The following is a 23475-nucleotide window of genomic DNA, read 5'->3' as shown; positions in this document are numbered from 1 at the left end:
AAGGAAAAGGGAGGAAATGGACGATTGAAGGAACAAATTAAAAATTTAATCAATACGTTACCATCCTCTCCGGGCGTATATTTGATGAAAAATGATGCTGACAAAGTGATTTATGTTGGGAAAGCTGTTTCGTTGAAAAATAGGGTGTCACAATATTTTCGAAAATCAGGACATACAGATTTGAAGGTAAGTGCTATGGTGAGCAATGTGTCATATTTTGACTATATTGTAACCGATAGTGAAATGGAAGCCTTGATTTTGGAGAACAATTTAATCAAAGAATATAATCCTCCGTATAATATTTTGTTGCGAGATGATAAAACCTATCCATATGTTAAGGTTACAGTACAGGAAGAGTTCCCGAGAGTTATCAAAACAAGAAAAGTAACGAAAGATGGCAGTAAGTATTTCGGTCCATATACAAATGTGTTTGCCTTAAATGAGATATTGGATACCTTACAAGAATTGTATCCGATTCGAACTTGTAGGAGAGAGATCAGAAAATCCATTGAGCGAGGAGAACGGCCTTGTTTGAATTACTATATTCATCGTTGTATAGGACCTTGTACAGGTAAGGCTGACAAAAAAGAATACAATGCTATGATAGAGGAGATTTTGTTGTTTTTACAAGGGAAAAGTGATGACATTGTCTCTATTTTGACAGATAAAATGAAACAGGCATCTGTAGAGATGCGCTTTGAGGATGCAGCAAAATTTCGTGATAAACTACAAGGAATTTCTTCTCTTTTTGAATCACAAAAACTTGTTTCAGCTGACAATGATAAACACCAAGACTATATTTCATACCATAACGAAGATGGGAATGTTATGATTCAAATTTTCTATATTCGTGATGGTAAAATGTTAGGTTCTGATCACTTTTATTTTAAGAAAACAGAACAAAGTAGGGAAGAGGTAGTATCTTCCTTTATAAAACAATTCTATTTGAATACCAATTTTATTCCGGAGCAAATTTTTGTGGAAGAATCATTTGATGATATGGAATTACTTGCAAAGCATTTGTCCGGCAAAAAAGGAAAGAAAACAGAATTTATCATTCCGATTCGTGGAGAAAAAAGAAAGCTGTTAAATCTTGTTCGAAAGAACGCAGAACAAAACTATATCAAAGAAAATAATATTGTAGATTTACAAAAACGAAAAAAGCATCAAGTGTTGGAAGAACTACAAGATATTATGAAGTTGAATACATTTCCTCACAGAATAGAGGCTTTTGACATTTCGAATATTTCAGGAGTAGATTCAGTCGGAGGTCAAGTGGTGTTTATAGATGGAAAAAAAGCACCGAAAGAGTATCGTAAATATCGAATCAAATCAGTAGAAGGACCTGACGATTACAGTTCGCTAAAAGAAGTGATAGAACGGAGAGTACAACACCCAAATTTACCTGATTTATTTTTGATGGATGGTGGAAAGGGACAGGTTTCTGTCATTAGAAATTTATTGGAAGATATTGGATTGGACATTCCGGTGTTTGGACTTTACAAAGACGATAAGCATAGGACTAAGGGGATTTGTTCAGATGAAGAACTGTTTGAAATCGATAAAAAGTCGGATGTTTACAAATTGATTTATGCGATACAGGAAGAAGTACATCGTTTTGCAATTGAATATCACCGTTCTCTTAGAGAAAAACATCTATCTCGTTCTGAATTAGATGATATTCCGGGAGTTGGTTCAAAGAAAAAAATGATCTTGTTAAAAGAATTTAAGTCAGTAAAAAATATCAAAGAAAAAACAGAAGAAGAATTATCAGCAGTTAAAGGAATAGACAGAAGAACTGCTAAAAATATTGTTGAATATTTTGATAAAAAGAATCCGATTCGAAGGGAGTTGAAAATGCTTGAATCAGAGAGAAAGTAACAAAAAGCATGTGTATATCTTAAGAGATGTAGTACATTCTGATATTATGCTTTATGAACGGTTTTGCAAGATTATCAATGCAGTAGAGTTATTGATTTATGCGATACGGGAAGAAGTGCATCGTTTTGCCATTGAATATCACCGTTCTCTCAGAGAAAAACGTCTATCTCGTTCAAAATTAGATGATATTCCGGGAGTGGGCACAAAGAAAAAGATGATTTTATTAAAAGAATTTAAGTCGGTAAAAAATATTAAAGAAAAAACAGAAGAAGAATTATCAGCAATTAAGGGAATAGACAAAAGAACTGCTAAAAATATTGTTGAATATTTTGACAAAAAGAATCCGATTTGAAGGGAGTTGAGAATATTTGAATCAAAAGGAACCTAAGAGAAGACAAGTTTATATCCTAAGAGATGTGGTACATTCCGATATTATGTTTCATGAGCGGTTTTTCAAGATTATCAATACAGTAGAGTTTCAGAGGTTGAATCGAATCAAGCAACTGAGTTGTGAATATGTTGTGTTTCCTACAGCTACGCATACCAGGTTTTCACATAGCATAGGAACCTATCATGTAATGACCAAAATCCTATCGCATTTTGTAAAAAAACTTGATGAATTAGGTGTTGTCGTTGCTCCCGAAGAAAAAGATTTAGCATTATGTAGTGCATTGTTGCACGATATAGGGCATGCCAGTTTTTCGCATACCTTTGAACGAACCTTTAATCGCGGAGCACATGAAAAATGGACGATTGAAATTCTGAAAGATAAAGATACAGAATTGCATAAAGTGATTGTAGAGGAATTTTCAGAGCAGTTTTTGGAACGATTAATTAAGATTATTTCAAAAAAAGGTTTGAGAGAAGAAAAAAATCCTATTTTCACCTTAATTTCACAGTTGGTAAGCTCACAAATGGATGCAGACCGAATGGATTATTTGTTGAGAGATTCCTATTTTACGAGTGTAACCAACGGAAACTATGATTTAGAGAGGTTAATTCGTTCTTTTGAAGTGGTGGAAAGAGAGGGGAAATATATTATTTGTGTGAATGAAAAATATATTTCATCCATAGAAGAATATATTTTAGCAAGATTCTATATGCATCGAGAAGTGTATCAACATTCTTTGAAAAGGCAGATGGAGTCTATCATCAAGAAGATATTTCAAAGAGGGGCGCAGTTGTATCGAGAAAACAGACTTTCTTTTTGTGATAAAAGTATGGCAAAACTTCTGCTGGGAGAAGAGATTTCTTTGAAAGAATATTTGCGGATGGATGATACCATACTGATGTATCATATGATGCGATGGGAACATGAGGACGATACTATTTTGAAAAAGTTATGTTATTCCTTTTTGCATCGTCGCAAGTTTTATAAAAATAAAATCAAAAAATCCATTGGAGACAAGAATTTCTTAAAAGATATGATAAATACTATTTTAGAAGAGCATGATAAAGAGAAAATTTCAGATTTTGAAAATCAGTATTTTTATTTAGAAAATATTGTTGAAATAGGAATTTATGATAGAGAAAAAGATAATATTTGGGTATTGCAAAAAGATGGAGAGCTGAAAGATATCACGGAAGTTTCTTTTATTTTGAAAGGAATCGATGTCAAACAATTCTATCAACAAAGATTGGAGTATATCAATTTCCCGTTGTTTTCAGACATATATGGATTCGATTTGAAAGAAGCGTTGGAAGATAAAGTAAAAGAAAAAATTAAATTATAGATATTGTTGAATGTTCAAGGGATTATCAAGTTTTCATCCGCGTTTTTTCATCCTTAATAAAAAAACATCAAACCGCTATACACGTGTTTTCTCAACATATATAGCGGTTTTTATCAACACTTTTTGTCCTATAGGCCCCTAATTTAGACTTTTGCAAAAAAAAGAAAGCTTTGAATCCATGCTCGGTTCGAAGCTTTTGCTTTTCATAAACAATTATTCTTTTGCAGACTAAGCACGTTCGATTTTTCCTGAACGCAAACAACGTGTACAAACTTTAATAGTTTTTGGTGTTCCGTTTACAACAGCATGAACAGTTCTCAAATTTGGAGCCCAAGTTCTTTTGTTGTGACGGTTAGAGTGGCTCACAGCGTTTCCGGACATTTTTCCTTTTCCGCATACATCACATACTCTTGCCATGTTAAGACACCTCCTTGTCCTTGATACATCAATACTTTCACAATAGCAAATATTATTCTATCATAAGAGGTTTAAAAATGCAATATGAACAAAAAATATTTTTATAAGTGAGCAAAGCATTGAAACAACAGTATTTTTTTAAGACAAAACTTTTAACATGAATCCTATTTTTTGTGAGAATCACGTTAATATGCTCTATTATCTTGTATAGTTTGGTGATATAATGATGTTCTAAAATATGGTAGATGAAATACGTTGTTCCTTATTATTATACTAAAACATTATTTTAAATTAAAGAGAGGGATATAGTATATGTTTACAAAAAAGATAATAAAAGATAATAAAAGATAATAATCCGAAATTGCAATATCAAAAAAAGTAGATTTCTATTATAATTTTAATCAGTGATTAGTAATACATGGTACTGTATCAGAATTCTATTGATAGATAGTTTGTGATTTTTTTGGAGTGCTAAATTTGCGGAGAGCATAGGAATATAGATTAGAAGAGAAGTATATTTTGTTTATAATTAGGTAATTAGATAGATAGCCGTAAATATATTGTCATGACAGAGTTAATGCTATTATATAGGGAAAGAAAGGATTATATATGGAGCAAAAGAAGGGATATCAAGATTTGACCATTGGACCGATTACAGATACTTTAATTAAATTGACAATGCCGATTTTGGGAACATCGCTTTTGATGATGCTGCACAATTTTGTGGATATGTGGTGTGTGAGCAGGTTGGGAAGTCGTGAAGTAGCTGCGGCAGGAACAGGTGGATTCTATATATGGCTTGCCATGTCTACCTCAGCAGTGAGTCGAATCGGTTCTCAAGTAAAATTGTCCCATTCAGTGGGAAAAAAAGAATTTGAAGATGCAAAATCTTATGTTGAAAGCGGAATTATTATTACTTTGATGTTAGGCTTTTTATTGGGGCTTATTATCCTTACAAAGAACAAAGCGATTGTTTCTTTTTTTCGATATCAAGATACAAAAGTAGTTTTTTTATCGGAACAATATTTGAAAATTATTGCTTATGCAATGCCTTTTTTCTTTTTAAATCCCGTGTTAGCAGCAATTTTTCAGGGAGCAGGAAACAGCAGGCTACCTTTTCATATCAACTTAATAGGACTTGTTTTGAATATTTTACTCAACTTTACATTAATTTTCGGTATGGGATTGGGCGTGTTCGGTGCAGCTTTGTCAACATCACTTGCACAGATTATTATGTCTGTCTTATATGTAGTTGAAATGAAAAAAAGTAATCAAAGCTTTTTGAAGCCGACTTTTAGAAACGGAATCAGTTTTTCAAAAATGAAAGAGATTGTTTTGATTGGATTGCCTTACGGAATACAAGAAACGGCATTTACTGTCATTTCTATTATGATTGGTAGATTGGTAGCTGTATTTGGAAACAGTCAAATAGCAGCGCAAAAAGTAGGATCACAATTAGAGGCAATTTCATGGGAATCTGCAAGCGGATTTTCAGCGGCATTGACAGCTTTTGTAGGTCAAAATTATTCTTCAAATAAAAGAGAACGAATTTTGAAAGGATATCATACAACAATTTGTTTTTCTGCTATGATAGGCTTTTTCGCATTTTTTTTATTTTTCTTTTTCGGGAAAGAAGTATTCAGTATTTTCTTTGTGGGAGATGCAGAAACATTGGATGCTGGAGCGGTATATTTGAAAATATTGAGCTTATCGCAAGTGTTGATGTGTTTGGAGATTACTACAGCAGGATTGTTTAACGGAATTGGAAAGACAGTGATTCCTTCTACAATTGGGATTGTATTTACAGGACTTCGCATTCCGTTTGCATATGTGTTATCTCAGCCTCAATATTTGGGAGTGGAAGGAATTTGGTGGGTAATTTCGATGAGCAGTGTTATCAAAGGAATGGTAGCACTTTCTGCATATTGGTACTATAAGACGTATAGGAAAGAAGCATTTTCTTTACAGAAATAACAGAAATAAGAGGATTGTAGAAGTTTTGAAAAAAGTTCTGCATAGCAAAAAAATAAACTCATATAATTTTTGTAAAAAACTGGACAATCAAAATAAATAATGATAGAATTATTGGGTATGTAATTCTCAAAATATGGGATTACAATAGATACTTTTTGATGAAAGGTATCCATATTGAACGGCTAAGTTTGAATCCTTAGCACGGACAATACAGTTGGCGGCGTAAAAATAATATAGAGGAGGTGTACAGATGCCAACCATTAACCAGTTAGTAAGAAAAGGAAGAGAGGCTGTAGAATATAAATCAACAGCACCGGCTCTTCAAAAAGGGTTTAATGCTCTTAAAAAGAGAGCAACCAATTTGAATTCCCCACAAAAAAGAGGGGTTTGTACAGCAGTGAAAACAGTAACTCCTAAAAAACCTAACTCTGCTCTTCGTAAAGTAGCCAGAGTAAGATTGACGAACGGAATTGAAGTTTCTGCTTATATTCCGGGAGAAGGACACAACTTGCAAGAACACAGCGTTGTGTTGATTCGTGGAGGAAGAGTAAAGGACCTTCCTGGGGTTCGTTATCACATTGTTCGTGGAACACTTGATACAGCAGGTATCGAAAAGAGAAGACAGGCAAGATCAAAATACGGTACAAAAAGACCAAAAGACGCTAAATAAGACGTGTATTGAATTCGTGCATTCATATAAATATAAAAAATATGGAGGCACAATCGGCATTTTGAAATGTCGAGTACCGATGATTTAATTTAAATTATTAAGGAGGGAAGAATAGTGCCAAGAAGAGGTAATATTCCAAAGAGAGAAGTTTTGGCTGATCCGCTATACGGAAGTAAAGTGGTAACAAAGCTTGTAAATAATGTAATGTTAGATGGAAAAAAAGGGACAGCACAAGAAATCGTGTATGGAGCTTTTGAAGAAATCAAAGAAAAAACAGGAGAAGATCCATTAGAAGTATTTGAAAAAGCGATGAACAATATCATGCCGGTATTGGAAGTAAAAGCGAGAAGAGTCGGCGGTGCGAACTACCAAGTTCCTGTTGAAGTACGTCCGGAACGTAGAGAAACATTGGGACTACGTTGGTTAGTAAGATATACTCGTGCAAGAAATGAAAAAGGTATGAAATTGAAATTAGCAAGAGAAATTATGGATGCTGCAAACGGAATGGGAGCATCTGTTAAGAAGAAAGAAGATACTCATAAAATGGCAGAAGCAAATAAAGCATTTGCTCACTATCGTTGGTAATATTTGGTTATTAAATAAGAAAGGAGTGGCGATTAGTGCCAAGACAATTTCCTTTAGAAAAGACAAGAAATATCGGTATCATGGCGCATATCGATGCCGGTAAAACAACTACAACAGAACGTATTTTGTTTTATACCGGAAAAACTCATAAATTAGGAGAAACTCACGAAGGAGCTTCTCAAATGGACTGGATGGAGCAAGAAAAAGAGAGAGGTATTACCATTACTTCTGCTGCGACAACTGCTCAATGGAACAATCACCGTATCAATATCATTGATACTCCAGGCCACGTTGACTTTACAGTAGAAGTAGAGCGTTCTCTTCGTGTATTGGACGGTGCTGTAGCTGTATTCTGTGCAAAAGGCGGGGTAGAACCTCAATCTGAAAATGTATGGAGACAGGCAGACACATACAAAGTACCAAGAATTGCTTTCGTAAACAAAATGGATATCATTGGAGCAAACTTCCTTAGAGTTGTAGATATGATGAAGGATAGATTGGGTGCGAATGCAGTAGCAATGCAACTTCCAATCGGAGCAGAGGATACATTCGAAGGAATGATTGATTTGCTTACAATGAAAGCATACAAAACACATGATAAGCTTGGAACAGAAATGGAAGAATGTGAAATTCCTGCTGATATGCAAGCACAAGCAGAAGAATATCGCGCAATCATGGTAGAGGCAATTGCAGAATTAGATGAAGATTTGACAATGAAATACCTTGAAGGGGAAGAAATTTCAGTTGATGAATTGAAAAATGCACTTCGTCAAGGAGTTATTTCAACAGCGATCAATCCGGTATTTTGTGGTTCCGCATATCGTAATAAAGGGGTACAACTATTGTTGGATGCAGTTGTTGATTATATGCCTGCACCTGTTGATGTACCTGACATCAAAGGTGTTTTGGAAGATGGAACGGAAGAAGTTCGTCATTCGTCTGACTCTGAACCGTTTTCTTCATTAGCATTTAAAATCATGGTGGATCCGTTTGTTGGAAAACTTGCTTTCTTCCGTGTATATTCCGGAAGTTTGCAATCCGGTTCTTATGTATTAAACTCAACAAAAAATAAGAAAGAAAGAATCGGACGTATCCTTCAAATGCATGCGAACTCAAGAGAAGAAATTACAGAAGTTTACTCAGGAGATATCGCAGCTGCGGTAGGTTTGAAAGATACAACAACCGGAGATACACTTTGTGATCCGGCTCATCCGATTATTTTGGAATCTATGGAATTCCCTGAACCGGTTATCTCTGTAGCAATTGAACCAAAGACAAAAGCAGCTCAAGAAAAAATGGGTGTAGCGCTTCAAAGATTGTCAGAAGAAGACCCTACTTTCCGAGTTAGAACAGATGAAGAAACCGGACAAACAATTATCTCAGGAATGGGAGAGTTGCACTTGGAAATCATTGTAGACAGATTACTTCGTGAATTCAAAGTAGAAGCTACAGTTGGAGCACCACAAGTAGCATACCGTGAAACAATTCGTCAATCTGTTGATATTGAAAATAAATATGCAAAACAATCAGGTGGTCGTGGACAATACGGACATGTTAAGATTCGTATGATTCCTCAAGAACCCGGTGCAGGTTATGAGTTTGTTAACAACATTGTTGGGGGAGCGATCCCTAAAGAATACATTGGACCTGTTGATACAGGTATCCAAGGAGCAATGGAAGCAGGTATCCTTGCAGGATATCCGGTAGTAGACGTCAAAGTAGAACTATATGATGGTTCTTACCATGAAGTTGACTCCTCGGAAATGGCATTTAAAGTTGCTGCTTCTATGGCATTCAAAGAAGGTATGAAAAAAGCAAACCCTGTATTGTTAGAACCGGTATTCAAAGTAGAAGTTGTTACTCCGGAGGACTACATGGGAGATGTAATGGGAGATCTTAACTCTCGCCGTGGAAGAATCGAAGGAATGGAAGCAAGACAGGGTGGAGCACAAGCAATCAATGCAATGGTTCCACTTTCTGAAATGTTTGGATACTCAACAGACTTGCGTTCTGCAACTCAAGGACGTGCAACTTATACAATGATTTTTGATCACTATGAAGAAGTTCCAAATTCCATTGCGAAAAAAATTATGGAACAAGGAGAATAATCACTTCATAAATATAAATAAAGAAATTAACAGATAGGTTTCTATTGAAGATTAATTTTTAGGAGGAAGAAAAATGGGAAAAGCAAAATTTGAAAGAAGTAAACCACACGTAAACATAGGAACAATCGGCCACGTAGACCACGGTAAAACAACATTGACAGCAGCAATCACAAGAACATTGCACGAAAAATACCAATTGGGAGAAGCAGTAGCATTCGACAACATCGATAAAGCACCGGAAGAAAGAGAAAGAGGAATCACAATCTCAACATCCCACGTAGAGTATGAAACACCGAATAGACACTACGCACACGTAGACTGCCCGGGCCACGCCGACTATGTAAAAAACATGATAACAGGAGCAGCACAAATGGACGGAGCAATCTTAGTAGTAAGTGCAGCAGACGGTCCAATGCCACAAACAAGAGAACACATCCTATTGTCAAGACAAGTAGGAGTACCATACATCGTAGTATTCCTAAACAAATGCGACATGGTAGATGACGAAGAATTATTAGAATTAGTAGAAATGGAAGTAAGAGACCTACTAAACGAATATGAATTCCCCGGAGACGACACACCAATCGTAAGAGGAAGTGCATTAAAAGCCTTAGAAGATCCAAACAGCAAATGGGGAGATGCAATCGTAGAACTATTCGAACAAATCGACAGCTACATTCCGGAACCTGAAAGAGAAACAGACAAACCGTTCCTAATGCCAATTGAAGACATCTTCAGTATCTCAGGAAGAGGAACAGTATCAACAGGAAGAGTAGAAAGAGGAGTACTACACGTATCCGAAGAAGTAGAAATCGTAGGATTAGCAGACGAACCGAGAAAAGTAGTAGTAACAGGAATCGAAATGTTCCGTAAACTGTTAGACGAAGCACAAGCAGGAGACAACATCGGAGTATTGTTAAGAGGAGTAGCAAGAGACGAAATCGAAAGAGGACAAGTACTTGCAAAACCGGGAACAATCCACCCGCATACAAAATTCACAGCAAACGTATACGTATTGAAAAAAGAAGAAGGAGGAAGACATACTCCATTCTTCAAAGGATACAGACCACAATTCTACTTCAGAACAACAGACGTAACAGGAGACATCACATTACCTGACGGAGTAGAAATGGTAATGCCGGGAGACAACATCACAATGACAGTAGAACTAATCACAAAAATCGCAATCGAAGAAGGATTGAGATTTGCGATTCGTGAAGGTGGAAGAACAGTAGGAGCGGGAGTAGTAGGAAAAATTCTTGAATAAATTCCAAAGACCGAGTAAAACTGAATAAGTAAAGAAACAGAGAGTAGAAGCCGATGATGGATAAGCTTCTACTCTTTTTTGTACTTATCATTATCGAAAAAAATAGATTCTTTACCATTTTTGATGGAAGAGAATCTATTTTTTGGTTGAAGCGTCTTATAAAGTTTATTTTATTTTTCCTCTTTTATAATTCAATAAGAAATTTAAGTTCTTGTGTTCTGTTTCAGAAAATTTATCTTCTGCTTGAGCTGCACTAATTACGGTAGGATCTATTTTATACCAAGATTTCGTTTGGAAATATTCATAATATTTTCCGGATTTTCCAAAGTCATATCCATAACGAGCAAACATTTCGTTTATGGCAAGGTTAAGGTTGCTCTTATCGAATGTAGTCATATCTTCTATCGTCAAAAGTTTTGTATCACTTGGAAGAAGATAGTCATTATTTTGCATCTCATTATCATTGGTTGCAGATACTGTAGTAGGATTTTGTGTTGTATTATCACCGGTTGCAGATGCTGTAGTAGGATTTTGTGTTGTATTATTGTCCGTTACAGGTGTTGTAGTAGAGGGTTGTGTTGTATGAGTATTATCATTAGAATCACTTTCTCCATTTTTCGTATCGGAAGACTGTGGTACCGCAGGAGTGTTGGTGTTAGATAATTTAGGTTTCAAAAATAAGAACGCCAATGCCAGTATTCCGACTAAAAACAATATAAATACAATGCTAAGTAATAAGTTGGAAGAAAGTACTCTTTTTTTTGGTTTCAAATTGTCTGTACTGTTAAAAGATACATTCTTTCCATCAATATCGGAAAATATGCTCAGAAGATGGTTCCACTCTTTTGCATTGAGGTGAATTTCCAGCATTTGCTGATAATTGCTCAACATATTTTTAAGCTCCGTTGAGTCCGGATTCTCTTCGTGCAAACGGATAATTTCATGATATGCAGAGGATGCATGTAGTTTATTCAATTGTAATTGATGTTTCATGTTTAAGGAATCAGACATAGAGTCACGATGTTCTTCAATTAGTTTCAGTGCTGAAGAATAATTGTGCTGTTCATATAGATTGACAATGTTTTGAAACAGTTTGTTTACAGAGCTCTGTTCTGTTTTTGACATATTGTCCACCTCTTTCAATAAGAATAAGTAGTTTTTACAAAATTTATTAGAATACAGAAGAACACATAAGATGATATAAAAACCTTGTTTTCTGTATAGTTTTGTTTCTTTTGTTGAATTTATTATAGTATATATAAAAATAGTTGACAAGAATATTTTGATACAACCGTTTTTTTATACAAAAAACAATATTTTGATAGAAGATTATCATTCTGTAGGATAGTCATAACTTGCAGGATTAGGCATATCTGTCGACAGATGGATTCCATCAGAGAAAAAACGAATTGTTTTTTGTTCATCCGTTCGATAGACAGGAATATTATATTTTTGGATTAATTCCATGACTCGTTTGTTTGGATGATGAAATTGGTTTTTATACCCACAAGAGATAGAAATAACATTTGGTGAAACAGAGGTCAAGAATTGCTCGCTTGTAGAGTGTTTGCTCCCGTGGTGACCTATCTTCAGGAAGTTGCATTTCAAATTTGGATAATGAGATAAAATTTCTTGTTCGTTATATTCATCGGCATCTCCCATAAATAAAAATGAAAGCCTGTTGTATGTGATATATGTCACAATAGAAAACTGATTGTTATTTGTATAGGCATGGTTGAAAGGTGATAACAATGTGACAGAAATATCTTCTTCAAACGGAATTTCCATTCCCGCAAGCCCGTCTTCAATGGTAAGGTTCTTTTTTTTCGCCGCCTGAATGACATCGCGGTAAGTTTTTGTAGAATGTTTTCGAATTGGCATATAAAATTTATCTATTTCAAAATTTTCTATAACGGAATCAATCCCGCCGATATGGTCTGCATCCGGGTGAGTTCCAATCAAAATATCAATTTTGTGAATTCCCTGTTGTTTGATATAATGGACCACATCTTCCCCAAAAGAATTGTTTCCTGCGTCAATAAGGATTGTTTTTCCGGCGGGAGAAACAATAAGGGTGCTGTCTCCTTGGGAGACATCAATGGTGTGGATTGTTAAAAGATTCTTGGTATCGTGTTTGGTAAGATCTGAATTCAGTGGGGAACAGGAAATAAAAAGAAAAAAACAAAAGAACAGCAGAAGCCAGAATAAATTCTTTTTTATACAATGAGTATTCATAAGAAGCCCTTTCCTTATCTTGTTTTATAGTATTAAAAATTCCAACCCCAAATTTATAAAATTTGACTTTTCTTCATATCTTCCCATAGATTTAGAATGTTAGTCAGCCAATTACTTCGCTGAATCTATGTGTTCTAATTGTTATATTCATATTTTCATATTATATCATAACAAAACGGAAAAAATGTATAAAAACGCCCGATATCGAATTATTTTTATAATTCAATTGCAATGTTAGAGTGTATTGGTTTTCTTGAGTTATCAGCTTACTATAAAATATTTTTATGATGAAGAAGTAACATGGAGATGAATTGCTGTTATTGTAATTCTGCCTGACAGGATAAAATAGCGAAGGCATGGTTTAAAAGTTCATAAAATAATTCGGTTATAAAATTAGATAGGAATGATAAGTATTAAAATGAAATATTTTAGGGTATAATAGGTAGAGGAAAGAAGGGGATAGGATGAGCATCCTTGATGGAAAGGAAAATTTACATCATATTACGGCAAATTCAAAAGAGGAACTCCAGCCATACTTTGATAAGGTGTCTTATGAAGCTTGCGAATATAGTTTTACCACAATGTATATGTGGCAACAATCCTATGGATTTCGATACTATAAGACTGATAAGTTCTTACTTATTTTCGGGGAATATGAGGGAGATATTTTTGTCATCAATCCGTTGTGTGAAATGCAATACTTGGATGATGCATTTGATGAAATAGAGAGTATTTTTCAGGAGTTACAGAGACCGTTAGAATTCCGTGCAATTACAGAAGAAATAAAAGAATATATCGAACAGCGATACGGTAATTATTTTTACTATTACAATGTTCGTGATAATTGGGACTATGTTTATGAAGGGGATAAAATGAGAACTCTTGCCGGACGAAAGCTCCACTCGAAAAAAAATCATTTTAATTCTTTTTTGAAACAATACGAGGAAAGATATGAGTATCGTCTCTTGTCACAGGATGAATTTGAAGGATGCATCGAACTGGAAGAAAGATGGGCAAGAACAAAAGAAAATGATCAAAATCTCATTAGTGAAAGATTGGCGATTTCAAAAATATTTTCAAATATAAGATATTTTCCGGATATTCGAGTAGGTGGAATGTACATTGATGGGAAGTTGGAAGCATTTTCAATTGGAGATTTGATTCTCCCAAATATGGCTTTGATTCATGTAGAAAAGGCAAATCCTGATATTCGCGGATTGTATATTGCAATGAGCGTTTTCTTCTTGCAAAGTGAATTTGAAAAAGCGGAGTTAATCAATCGTGAGGATGATTTGGGAATGGAAGGTTTGAGACAGGCGAAATTGTCTTACAAACCATACAAGATGGTTGAAAAATACTGGATTACAACAATAGAACAGAAAGATGCTATGTAGTTTTAGACAGAAAGAAACAATATTTTTGTGAGTGAGCATGGGCGAGTTGGACACAATACTCGATTATAACATATTAATTTCAAGGATATATCTAAGTGGATTGCATAAAAAAACTGTAGATTGGGAGAAAGTGTATGAAGATTCGATTTGCAAGGGAAGAAGATAAAAAAGTAGTAAAAGAGTTGTGGAGTTATTCTTTTCAAGATTCACAGTCTTATATGGATTATTATTTTTCAAACCGATATGAAGCATCCAACAATATTATTTTGGAAGACAATGAAACCATTGTAGCGTCCTTATTGATCAATCCATATACACTGATCTTGAACGGAGAAGAAAAGAAGGTGCGTTATATTGTGGGAGTCAGCGTGTTTCCGGAGCATCGGGGGAAAGGGTATTCTTCTTTTTTAATGAAACAAACACTTTCTTTGTTACAAGAATGCAAAGATGAGATGGTACTGCTTATGCCGATTGACACATCCATCTACAGAAGGTATGGTTTTATCAATACTTTTTTTGACCATTCGTTCAAAATGGAACTTGGGAAAGTGCTTCCGAATAAAACAAATATTCGATTCGAAAAAGTAGATAAAAGAAACGCAGAGCACATTGAACTCTTGTTAGAATTGTATCATGAGGAAATGAAGAAAAAAACTGCATATATTAAGAGAACAAAAGAAGATTTTGTGGTTCGAATTTCAGAGTGGGAAGTAGAAGGTGGAGACATGTATCTGATGTATCAAGGAGATAATGTCGTAGGATACTTTATGATGCATCCTCGTTATGAAAAGGATACAGCTTTGTTGCAAGAGTTAATTGCGACCAATCAGAATGCGGTGTTTGCTGTGATAAACTTCTTGAATCATCATCAAACACAATGTAAAAGTGCTGTCATTCATCCGGTAAACAAAAATCTGTTTGATTTGTCAATAGGCTATGATAACCAAATTTCACGTAATTCACATCCTTTTATGATGAGTAGAGTGTTGGATGCAAAAGCAGTGTTGCAACAGGAATATGATGAAATATTTTCTGAATTAGAAGGAAAAAAGATTTTGGTGGAAGATACTATTCTAAGCCAAAACAATGGAGTTTTTCAGTTTTTGAACGGTGTAGTTACGAAAGTAGATTCCTTGAAATGGGATATGAAAATGACGATTGATGCGTTATCACTGTTATATATGAGACAGATTGACTTGGAAACGTTATTGAAATCCGATATGTTAGAAGTAACGGAAGAAATGAAGATATTATTAAAACAATGTAATCAAAAAATTCGATTAGGAGAGTCATACAGCAATGACTATGTATAAATTCATTCTATTCAGACGACCGGTGGTATTTCTTTCGGTTATTGTGATTCTTTATTCGCTCATAATCACATCCTTATACCGACCGGTGGAATTGAAACAACAAGCAAGGTTGGAAGATACCGTTACACGAGTAGATACAAAACATGGCAAATTGCGTATTTGGACAAAAAATGTGTGTGCAACCAATGTATCCAATCTGAAAAATATAGAATTGGGAGATATTATTTTGTTGGAAGGAAATTTTGAAGATGTTCTATGTCTCAAAAATCCTTCTTACGGAAAATATCTTAGGTCACAACAAATTACATATGCTATTGATAAACCGACTGTCTATCTTACGGGAAAAAGAAGTCAATGGTGTTATTTGCGCGGACAAGTTTTGAACTATGTGGATTGTAGAATTGATATAAAATTCAGAAACAGAGCCTATTTATGGAAAGCCCTGTTATATGGAGATAAATCAGAACTTCCCGATGAAGTGACAGAGTCTTTTTCAAAACTTGGAATTTCACATCTTTTAGCAATTTCAGGATTTCATGTGGGAATTATAGCATTATTTTTTCATCTCATTTTATTTAAAATCTCGATGAAAAGCAGAAATCTGTTGATTTGTGTATTTTTAATCGCATACGCCTATATGACAGGAGCAAGGGCGTCCATCATTCGTGCGGTAGGGTTTTATTTGTTGTACTATTTATCGTTTCTTATCAGACGAAAGTATGATTTGTTAGCGGCGGTTTCTTTTTTGATTACGGTAATATTGATTCATAATCCGTGGAAAGTTTGGGACATAGGATTTCAACTTTCTTTTGCAAGTGTGATATCTATCGGTATTTTTTATCCCAAACTTCATCGTACAATGGGACAATTCCTTACTTGGAATCCAACGAATAAAGTATGGGAATACGGAAAAGTAATGGTAGGTTACATGATTTCGTTGATAGAAGTGACGGTTGCTGCACAGTTATTGACATTGCCATTGTGCATTTATTATTTTCATCAAATCCCAATTTACGGGATTATTGCAAATTTAGTAGCAATTCCGATGATTACAATAGATATGATACTATTCCTTGTTGCTTTTTTTCTTCCAAATGGATTTTTTGTAGAGCATTATGTGATAGAATTATGTAACAAAGGAATGGATTATCTGTTACATTGGATTCATCAATTGACCGCGCTGCCGTTTTCAAATCTTAAAGCATCGGAATTTTCGCCATATTGGTTGATATTAATCTATACTCCTGTTGTTATCTGGTATTTATATGAAGAACAAAACACAGTAAGGAAGAATTTCTATGACATACAAAGAACAAAAAAACAAAGCAACTACTCCTGATAAATATATTCTATATGGGGAAGAAGAGTTTTTGATGGAGGATTTTGTAAATTTTATACGAAAGAAATTAAATCCTGCTTTTTCAGAATTTAATTTTATTACCATATCTCAAGAAACAACAGACTATTTAGATGCAATATCAAAAATTGAATCCGTTCCGATGATGGATGTTCAGAAAGTCATATATTTTCCGGAATTTATGACAAGAAATACTGCTAAGAATCTATGGTCAAAAAAAGAGATGGAGCAATTTGTGCAACGAGTGAAGAACTTGTCGAAAGATACTTGGCTTATTATGAAGATTGCGCCGGAAGACAGAAAAAATACAATCTATAAAGCATTGGAAACACTTTGTCAATGCCTTGATTTGAAGAAATTAACCGATCGAGAGTTGTATTCTTATATTCAATATCAACTGAATCAAAAAAAAGCACCATTATCGGAAACGATGATAAAACAATTCATCAAACAAAGCGGATATTTGGGTAAGTTATCGAACAAAACATTATACGATGTCAATTCAGACTTAGATAAGGTAGTTTCGTTTTTGTTGCAAAAAAAAGAGATAGACGAACATGTTTTAGAACAATTGATGTCACCGTCAGACAGTGGAACAATTTTTGACTTGGAAAATCATATTCTAAACGGAAACACGAAAGAGGCGCTCCGACTTTATCAGATTTTGAAATTACAGAACAAGAATCCGGAGTTTCAGCTTTCTTTGTTGGGAATTTTGTCTAAAAAAATAGCGGTGTATATGAAATCAAGCTATTTATTAAATCAAGGGTACTCTCAGTCTAAAATTGCGAAAGAGTTAAATGTAAAACCTTTTTATCTTACAAAAGCGTTGTCATTAAAAAAACGATATTCTTATCAAGAAAGTCTCACTATTTTGAATGAGCTCAACAACATGGATTATCGATATAAAATTGGAGAAATACCAATTTATATGCTGGGAGAACTGATTATTTTGACAGTGTCAAAATCAAAGCAGAAGCATTAAATTAAAATAGAACATCATCGCAATCGATTTATGCAGTGATGTTCTATTTATTACGTTTAAAAGCAAAAAACCATAGGTAAGTCCTATGGTCCTAATATCATATCAAGTCTATATAAAAATAAGTATACTTGTACAAACTTGTTACTGTAAAAATAGGTTATTTTGCAGCATTCAGTCTCTTTGCAAGTTTAGAAACCTTTCTATCTGCGGCTTTTTTATGAATTGTTCCTTTGGCAGCAATTTGATAGATTTTCTTTTGAGCATAACGAAAAGTTTCATTTGCTTTTTCCAAATCTCCTGCAAGAATCGCTTCATCAAATCTACGGATTGCAGTTTTTACTTGAGACTTTCTCATTTTATTAACAGCTGTTTTTTTTGCGGTTACAGAAATTCTTTTTTGAGCGGATTTTATATTAGCCAACGATTTCACCTCCTAGTATTTTGATAATCTCTTCAAACGTCAACAGATAGTATTGTATCAAAAATATGAAAACTTGTAAATGAAAAGAGAAAGAAAAAGTAAAAAATTATTTTTCTCTTATCTACTATCCGACTGAACTCAAAAGATTGTATTTACATTATTTTTTATTATATAATAGGATTTCGCATAATGCAATTATAAAAACAAATATTTATCAAATATTTGCTCTTTCAGCAATTTAAAAAGATTAGAGTTACAAGCAAACGGCGTTTGTTTTCAAAAACATAAAAAGATGATACAATTAAGAAAGTCATGAAATAGGATGAAATTACTATTGAAATGAAGTATTTCCATAAAAAATATCTAATGAGAAATACACTACTTTAAAATGTAGACACAGTGTGTGATTATGAAAAAGAGAATAAGCTTATAGCAGCATGAAAAAACAGTTTTTTATTATAACTTTAATCAGTGATTGGTATAAATGAGAAATAGACTGTTATTTATGCCGACATTATATTATAATAGGACATTATACGATGAAATTCTTTTTTAAGGAGGAGAATGTTTGAATAGAAAGGAAAGAACCAGAAATTTTAGTATTATTGCACATATTGACCATGGAAAATCAACACTGGCAGATCGCTTGATTGAAAAGACAGGGTTGGTGGAACATAGAGATATGAAAAACCAACTTCTTGACAATATGGATTTAGAAAGAGAAAGAGGAATCACAATTAAGTTACAGACAATTAAGTTGGTATATCATGCAAATGACGGAGAAGAATATTACCTTAATTTAATTGATACGCCGGGTCATGTCGATTTCAACTATGAAGTCTCTCGAAGTTTGGCTGCATGTGAGGGAGCTATTTTGGTAGTAGATGCGGCACAGGGAGTAGAGGCACAAACTTTAGCAAATGTGTATCTTGCATTGGATCAGAATTTAGAAATTCTTCCTGTGATTAACAAAATCGATCTTCCGAGTGCGAGACCTGATGAAATAAAAACAGAGATTGAAGATATTATTGGTTTAGATGCGTCTGATGCACCGATGATTTCAGCAAAAGACGGTTTGAATATCGAAGATGTATTGGAAGCGGTTGTAAAACATATTCCGGCACCACAAGGTGATGAGAATGAGCCTTTGAAAGCGTTGATTTTTGATTCTTACTATGACAGTTACAAGGGAGTAATTGCCTATATCAGAGTTTTTGACGGAACTGTAAAAAAGGGTGACGAAATCTTAATGATGAATACCAACAAGAAGTTTGAAGTTGTGGAAACAGGAATTATTTCTCCAAACCATATGCCTGTAGACCAACTTTCCGCAGGAGATGTAGGCTATATTGCGGCATCTATCAAAGATATCAGAAGTTGTCGCGTCGGAGATACCATTACATCAGCAAATCGTCCGACAGCAGAACATTTGCCGGGATACAAAAAAGCAACGCCGATGGTATATTGCGGAATTTATCCTGCTGAAGGAGAAAAATATGAGAATGTAAGAGATGCTTTGGAGAAACTTCAAGTGAATGATGCCGCTTTGGAATTTGAGGCGGAAACCTCCGTTGCATTGGGATTTGGATTCCGTTGCGGATTTCTTGGATTGTTGCATATGGAAATTATGCAAGAGCGTTTGGAAAGAGAGTTTAATCTGGATATTGTTACAACGGCGCCGTCTGTTGTATATCGTGTGACAAAGGTGACAGGGGAAGTAGAGATGATTCAAAATCCTACCAACCTTCCGCCGGTAACAGAAATCAAAATGATTGAAGAGCCGATTGTAAAAGCAGATATCATCGTTCCTAAAGAATTTGTCGGTTCTGTGATGGAACTTGCACAGGAAAGAAGAGGAATCATGATTCATATGGAATATCTGGATGAAAAAAGAGTCATGATTCACTATGAACTGCCTTTGAACGAAGTAATTTATGACTTCTTCGACTCCTTGAAATCCAGAACAAAAGGATATGGAAGTTTGGATTATGAATTCAAAGAATACAGAGAATCCAACTTGGTAAAATTAGATATCTTGATTAACAAAGAACAAGTCGATGCTCTTTCATTCATTGTTCACGAGACAACAGCTTACAATCGCGGTAGAGGAATGTGTGAAAAGTTGAAAGAAGAAATTCCGAGACATCAATTCCCTGTTCCGATTCAAGCAGCAGTAGGTCAAAAAGTCATCGCAAGAGAAACAGTAAGCGCATATCGAAAAGACGTTCTTGCAAAATGTTACGGAGGCGATATTTCTCGTAAGAAAAAATTGCTTGAAAAACAAAAAGAAGGTAAGAAAAGAATGCGACAAATCGGAAATGTAGAAGTTCCGCAAAAAGCATTTATGGCAGTGTTGAAATTGGATGATTAGTTGTTGAAAGAATAAGAGAGACTGAATGAAGAATAAAAGCGGTTTATTGATAGTGTTTTGGCACTGTCAAAATCCGCTTTCTGCTTGCTTGTTTTGATAAAAGTATCACTAATACTAAAATCTGATTGAAATGTCGGGAATTTAAAAATGTTTTTCAACTGCTCTCTTTTCAAAGTTAGGGAGACGGGCGTGTAGTTGCTTGGAAAAACAAGAATTTAAGTGATGAATCTCAATTTGAAACAGTGATGATATTTATAGGTCATTCGAACAGGTAACAGTATAAAAAGGTAAAAAAGCTTTTTATGATTCAAATTTACTGTATGAATGCCTTGTTAATTGTATATTTGAGAAAAGTACTATATAATATGATGACAAGGGTAATGATATGAACCAAACGGTAAATGTAGGCAAAACAATTGAAAACATTTTGTGCGAAAAAAATATGACAAATCGAGAATTGTCATATCGTATAGGCGATACAGAAGTAATAATTGGAAGATATATAAAAGGAACGAGAGAACCGAACGCAACCAATTTATCAAATATCGCTGATGTTCTTGGAGTATCAACAGATTATTTATTAGGCTATAGTCAAGAAGCTAAAAGGAAAGGAGTTAGCATTCCAATATTAGGAAAAGTAGTAGCAGGGATTCCTATTGAGGCAGTAGAAGAGATATTGGATTATGAAGAAATAACGCCCGAACTTGCAAGAACAGGTACATTTTTTGCACTTAAGATACAAGGTGAAAGTATGGAACCTAAATTGTTCGAAGGAGATATTGTGATTATCAGACAACAAAACAATGTCGAGAATGGAGAAATAGCAGTTGTGCTTGTAAACAGGCAAGATGCAACCGTAAAACAAATTATCAAACACGATAATGGAATCTTCCTAAACGGATTTAATCCAATAGTTTATACACCACAATTCTATACCGATGACCAGATAGAAGAATTGCCCGTTACTTTACTGTTTTGGAAAAAGTTATTGAATCAAGAAGAAAATTTTAAGGAGTTGATAAAATGAATGGTAATTTTGTTTATAAAGTAAACGAAATACATCAAAAAAACCTATTATCCTCTACAGATTTACAACAGTTAGAGAGAGCGTTAAACGATGCTTTTCGAAGTTTGGAAGAGGAAGGAAACAAACCTACAAAAAAAGAGATTTTTATTTACACTCTATTTTTATTTATTCCTCTTAATTCAGGAATGGCGCTTTTGTGTTCTCCTATATCAGGGATGTTTACACCATTTTTAAGTGTAGAGTTTTCGTTATTTTTTCAAATTGTTATTGCCGGTCTTTGTTCCTGTGCTATGACATATAAGCTATTAAATCAGCTATATCAGTCAAGAAAAGTAACATTTCATATGCTTTTTATTTTTAATATCGTTCAAGCTATATGTACATTTGTATTGCTTTCTATTGCGATTTTTTCATCATCTATAGGAGAAACAGATTTCTTTACAACTTTATATACAACACAAAGAAATATAAGCACATCATTTTTTGTAGTATTGAGTATAATATTTTTTATTCTTTCAAAAAAGGCAGATAATTATAATGAGCAGAAAAACAATTAAAAAACTTATATATCCGTTATTTGTTATCGTAACAGGTAACAGTATAAAGAAGAATTGCCCGTTACTTTACTGTTTTGGGAAAAGTTATTGAATCAAGAAGAAAATTTTAAGGAGTTGACAAAATGTTATCAACAGTTTTGACTGTCATTGCTTCCATTGTAGGAATAATGACATTTTACAGTGGTTATCCAATCATTACTACTGTTATTGCAATTGGTATTATTATAGAAATCGGAAAAGAATTATTGAATGGAAATCAAACTACCATCGCCGCAGAATTGTTTTTTATAGTAATAGCTTTCTTTATTGCAAAAAATCAGGATGTTGGATTGTTTGCAAAAATTTCGTTAGGATTGTGTTTAGATGAATTGATAGTTGGAGCATTTACTTTATTTGTAATGTCTAAATCACGATATTAAAAGAGGTTGAACTATATAAAAGCGTATTGACAAATCAATAGACAGGAAGGAGATTTATTATGAAACAAGTAATAAGATGGGTTGAATATTATTTATGGGTTTGTGTAATTGCTTACATAATAGGGACTTTTGTAATCTTTGATTATGATTTTTCCACATTAGCACTGTTTGTTATACCATATCCATTTTTTTATTTAGCATTTAAACAATATAAAAAGAGAAATTTAGAATACAAAAATGAAAATAATGATTTCAAAAAATCAAATAAAAAATTCTTATTATATTTAGGAATCGGTTTTTACATCATAAAGCCTATTGTAACTATAATTTATTTATATATGATAGAGCTAATTACATCAGAAATAATGATAGACCCAATAACAATTGGTAAGCCGATTGTGTATTTTATTTACTTCTTTATATTTTGTGTAATATCAATTCGCACACACAACAAAACAACATTTAATTGTTTATCAGAAAGTGATTGTGATAGTAATGAACAATAAAACAATAAAACAATAAAACAACTCATATTACCATTATTCATTATCCTATTGATTAGTTATTTTTTTTACAGTTATGTATATAACCCTTATGTATATATTGCTAAAAATGGCACAAAATACCATACTTCAAACAGTCCATACTATCAAGCATATCCCAAAGGATATACAGCAATACGGTTGAAAGAAGCACAAAAATTACATTATGAACCTTGTCAAAAAAACTAAAGATTTTTATATTGAAGGAATAGTTAAAAA

21 protein-coding genes are annotated in these 23475 nt (G+C 33.9%); 17 read left to right on the top strand and 4 right to left on the bottom strand.

Annotated elements, in window-relative coordinates; translation table 11 throughout:
* Positions 1-24 precede the first annotated feature (24 nt).
* The 3 genes from uvrC to HMPREF0389_RS03120 are packed head-to-tail and all read left to right on the top strand — an operon-like array spanning position 25 to position 3614.
* Complete coding sequence (uvrC, locus tag HMPREF0389_RS03130) at positions 25-1881, top strand: excinuclease ABC subunit UvrC (protein WP_014262281.1); 1857 nt, start codon at positions 25-27, stop codon at positions 1879-1881.
* On the top strand, positions 1862-2233 hold the full coding sequence (locus tag HMPREF0389_RS03125) for a helix-hairpin-helix domain-containing protein (RefSeq protein WP_014262280.1): 372 nt from the start codon (positions 1862-1864) through the stop codon (positions 2231-2233). The genes uvrC and HMPREF0389_RS03125 overlap by 20 nt, the downstream gene beginning before the upstream one ends.
* 16 nt (positions 2234-2249) lie before the next feature.
* Positions 2250-3614: an HD domain-containing protein gene (locus HMPREF0389_RS03120; RefSeq protein ID WP_242821724.1), complete on the top strand. Its 1365-nt coding sequence runs from the start codon at positions 2250-2252 to the stop codon at positions 3612-3614.
* 228 nt (positions 3615-3842) lie between these two features.
* Here the strand turns inward: HMPREF0389_RS03120 and rpmB are convergent, their stop codons facing one another.
* The gene (gene rpmB / locus HMPREF0389_RS03115; RefSeq protein WP_014262278.1) at positions 3843-4031 is read right to left on the bottom strand and encodes a 50S ribosomal protein L28; all 189 of its coding nucleotides are present in this window, start codon (positions 4029-4031) and stop codon (positions 3843-3845) included.
* Between the two features lie 609 nt (positions 4032-4640).
* Here rpmB and HMPREF0389_RS03110 point away from each other — a divergent pair.
* From HMPREF0389_RS03110 to tuf, 5 genes are all read left to right on the top strand, one after another.
* Positions 4641-6005 (top strand): MATE family efflux transporter, encoded by a 1365-nt coding sequence (locus HMPREF0389_RS03110; protein WP_014262277.1) that lies wholly within the window; start codon positions 4641-4643, stop codon positions 6003-6005.
* A 250-nt stretch (positions 6006-6255) separates the two neighbouring features.
* Positions 6256-6675 carry a 30S ribosomal protein S12 gene (gene rpsL, locus HMPREF0389_RS03105; RefSeq protein WP_014262276.1) on the top strand — a complete coding sequence of 140 codons (420 nt, stop codon included), beginning with the start codon at positions 6256-6258 and terminating at the stop codon, positions 6673-6675.
* A 114-nt stretch (positions 6676-6789) separates the two neighbouring features.
* Complete coding sequence (gene rpsG, locus HMPREF0389_RS03100; RefSeq protein WP_014262275.1) at positions 6790-7260, top strand: 30S ribosomal protein S7; 471 nt, start codon at positions 6790-6792, stop codon at positions 7258-7260.
* 35 nt (positions 7261-7295) lie between these two features.
* Positions 7296-9368, top strand: coding sequence for an elongation factor G (gene fusA, locus HMPREF0389_RS03095; protein WP_014262274.1), 2073 nt, complete (start codon positions 7296-7298; stop codon positions 9366-9368).
* Between the two features lie 73 nt (positions 9369-9441).
* On the top strand, positions 9442-10635 hold the full coding sequence (gene tuf, locus HMPREF0389_RS03090; protein WP_014262273.1) for an elongation factor Tu: 1194 nt from the start codon (positions 9442-9444) through the stop codon (positions 10633-10635).
* A gap of 165 nt (positions 10636-10800) precedes the next feature.
* Here tuf and HMPREF0389_RS03085 read toward each other — a convergent pair whose 3' ends face one another.
* A complete protein-coding gene (locus HMPREF0389_RS03085) occupies positions 10801-11760 on the bottom strand; it encodes a YARHG domain-containing protein (protein WP_014262272.1) in 960 nt (319 codons plus the stop codon).
* A 207-nt stretch (positions 11761-11967) separates the two neighbouring features.
* Positions 11968-12870 (bottom strand): ComEC/Rec2 family competence protein, encoded by a 903-nt coding sequence (locus tag HMPREF0389_RS03080; RefSeq protein ID WP_014262271.1) that lies wholly within the window; start codon positions 12868-12870, stop codon positions 11968-11970.
* A gap of 464 nt (positions 12871-13334) precedes the next feature.
* Here HMPREF0389_RS03080 and HMPREF0389_RS03075 point away from each other — a divergent pair, with 464 nt between their 5' ends.
* From HMPREF0389_RS03075 to holA, 4 genes are all read left to right on the top strand, one after another.
* A complete protein-coding gene (locus HMPREF0389_RS03075; protein WP_014262270.1) occupies positions 13335-14264 on the top strand; it encodes a DUF2156 domain-containing protein in 930 nt (309 codons plus the stop codon).
* Positions 14265-14398: 134 nt separating this feature from the next.
* Positions 14399-15577 carry a GNAT family N-acetyltransferase gene (locus HMPREF0389_RS03070; RefSeq protein ID WP_014262269.1) on the top strand — a complete coding sequence of 393 codons (1179 nt, stop codon included), beginning with the start codon at positions 14399-14401 and terminating at the stop codon, positions 15575-15577.
* Entirely contained in the window at positions 15564-16916 is a 1353-nt protein-coding gene (locus HMPREF0389_RS03065; protein ID WP_014262268.1) for a ComEC/Rec2 family competence protein, read from the top strand. Before HMPREF0389_RS03070 ends, HMPREF0389_RS03065 begins: the two co-directional genes overlap by 14 nt.
* Complete coding sequence (holA, locus tag HMPREF0389_RS03060; protein WP_014262267.1) at positions 16876-17919, top strand: DNA polymerase III subunit delta; 1044 nt, start codon at positions 16876-16878, stop codon at positions 17917-17919. Before HMPREF0389_RS03065 ends, holA begins: the two co-directional genes overlap by 41 nt.
* A 157-nt stretch (positions 17920-18076) precedes the next feature.
* Here holA and rpsT read toward each other — a convergent pair whose 3' ends face one another.
* The gene (gene rpsT, locus HMPREF0389_RS03055) at positions 18077-18340 is read right to left on the bottom strand and encodes a 30S ribosomal protein S20 (protein WP_041250773.1); all 264 of its coding nucleotides are present in this window, start codon (positions 18338-18340) and stop codon (positions 18077-18079) included.
* Between the two features lie 568 nt (positions 18341-18908).
* Between rpsT and lepA the strand changes: the two genes are divergently transcribed.
* The 5 genes from lepA to HMPREF0389_RS03030 all read left to right on the top strand — a co-directional run bounded on the left by lepA (position 18909) and on the right by HMPREF0389_RS03030 (position 23220).
* Positions 18909-20711, top strand: a complete 1803-nt coding sequence (lepA, locus tag HMPREF0389_RS03050; protein WP_014262265.1) for a translation elongation factor 4 — start codon at positions 18909-18911, stop codon at positions 20709-20711.
* Positions 20712-21096: 385 nt separating this feature from the next.
* Positions 21097-21738 carry a helix-turn-helix domain-containing protein gene (locus HMPREF0389_RS03045; protein WP_014262264.1) on the top strand — a complete coding sequence of 214 codons (642 nt, stop codon included), beginning with the start codon at positions 21097-21099 and terminating at the stop codon, positions 21736-21738.
* Complete coding sequence (locus HMPREF0389_RS03040) at positions 21735-22295, top strand: hypothetical protein (RefSeq protein WP_014262263.1); 561 nt, start codon at positions 21735-21737, stop codon at positions 22293-22295. Before HMPREF0389_RS03045 ends, HMPREF0389_RS03040 begins: the two co-directional genes overlap by 4 nt.
* A 122-nt stretch (positions 22296-22417) precedes the next feature.
* Positions 22418-22714, top strand: coding sequence for a hypothetical protein (locus tag HMPREF0389_RS03035; protein WP_014262262.1), 297 nt, complete (start codon positions 22418-22420; stop codon positions 22712-22714).
* 59 nt (positions 22715-22773) lie between these two features.
* The gene (locus HMPREF0389_RS03030) at positions 22774-23220 is read left to right on the top strand and encodes a hypothetical protein (protein ID WP_014262261.1); all 447 of its coding nucleotides are present in this window, start codon (positions 22774-22776) and stop codon (positions 23218-23220) included.
* Positions 23221-23475: the final 255 nt, after the last annotated feature.

The organism is Filifactor alocis ATCC 35896 (assembly GCF_000163895.2).
GTDB classification, from domain to species: Bacteria; Bacillota; Clostridia; order Peptostreptococcales; family Filifactoraceae; genus Filifactor; species Filifactor alocis.
Note: the sequence above shows the minus strand (reverse complement) of the source record. Positions and strands in the feature narration are given on the sequence as shown.

What these genes read in the sequence shown, in the direction of transcription:
- rpmB (WP_014262278.1), bottom strand. Translation starts at nt 4,031, where the DNA reads ATGGCAAGAGTATGTGATGTATGCGGAAAAGGAAAAATGTCCGGAAAC.
- HMPREF0389_RS03110 (WP_014262277.1), top strand. Translation starts at nt 4,641, where the DNA reads ATGGAGCAAAAGAAGGGATATCAAGATTTGACCATTGGACCGATTACA.
- rpsL (WP_014262276.1), top strand. Translation starts at nt 6,256, where the DNA reads ATGCCAACCATTAACCAGTTAGTAAGAAAAGGAAGAGAGGCTGTAGAA.
- tuf (WP_014262273.1), top strand. Translation starts at nt 9,442, where the DNA reads ATGGGAAAAGCAAAATTTGAAAGAAGTAAACCACACGTAAACATAGGA.
- HMPREF0389_RS03085 (WP_014262272.1), bottom strand. Translation starts at nt 11,760, where the DNA reads ATGTCAAAAACAGAACAGAGCTCTGTAAACAAACTGTTTCAAAACATT.
- HMPREF0389_RS03080 (WP_014262271.1), bottom strand. Translation starts at nt 12,870, where the DNA reads ATGAATACTCATTGTATAAAAAAGAATTTATTCTGGCTTCTGCTGTTC.
- HMPREF0389_RS03075 (WP_014262270.1), top strand. Translation starts at nt 13,335, where the DNA reads ATGAGCATCCTTGATGGAAAGGAAAATTTACATCATATTACGGCAAAT.
- HMPREF0389_RS03070 (WP_014262269.1), top strand. Translation starts at nt 14,399, where the DNA reads ATGAAGATTCGATTTGCAAGGGAAGAAGATAAAAAAGTAGTAAAAGAG.
- HMPREF0389_RS03065 (WP_014262268.1), top strand. Translation starts at nt 15,564, where the DNA reads ATGACTATGTATAAATTCATTCTATTCAGACGACCGGTGGTATTTCTT.
- holA (WP_014262267.1), top strand. Translation starts at nt 16,876, where the DNA reads ATGACATACAAAGAACAAAAAAACAAAGCAACTACTCCTGATAAATAT.
- HMPREF0389_RS03045 (WP_014262264.1), top strand. Translation starts at nt 21,097, where the DNA reads ATGAACCAAACGGTAAATGTAGGCAAAACAATTGAAAACATTTTGTGC.
- HMPREF0389_RS03040 (WP_014262263.1), top strand. Translation starts at nt 21,735, where the DNA reads ATGAATGGTAATTTTGTTTATAAAGTAAACGAAATACATCAAAAAAAC.
- HMPREF0389_RS03035 (WP_014262262.1), top strand. Translation starts at nt 22,418, where the DNA reads ATGTTATCAACAGTTTTGACTGTCATTGCTTCCATTGTAGGAATAATG.
- HMPREF0389_RS03030 (WP_014262261.1), top strand. Translation starts at nt 22,774, where the DNA reads ATGAAACAAGTAATAAGATGGGTTGAATATTATTTATGGGTTTGTGTA.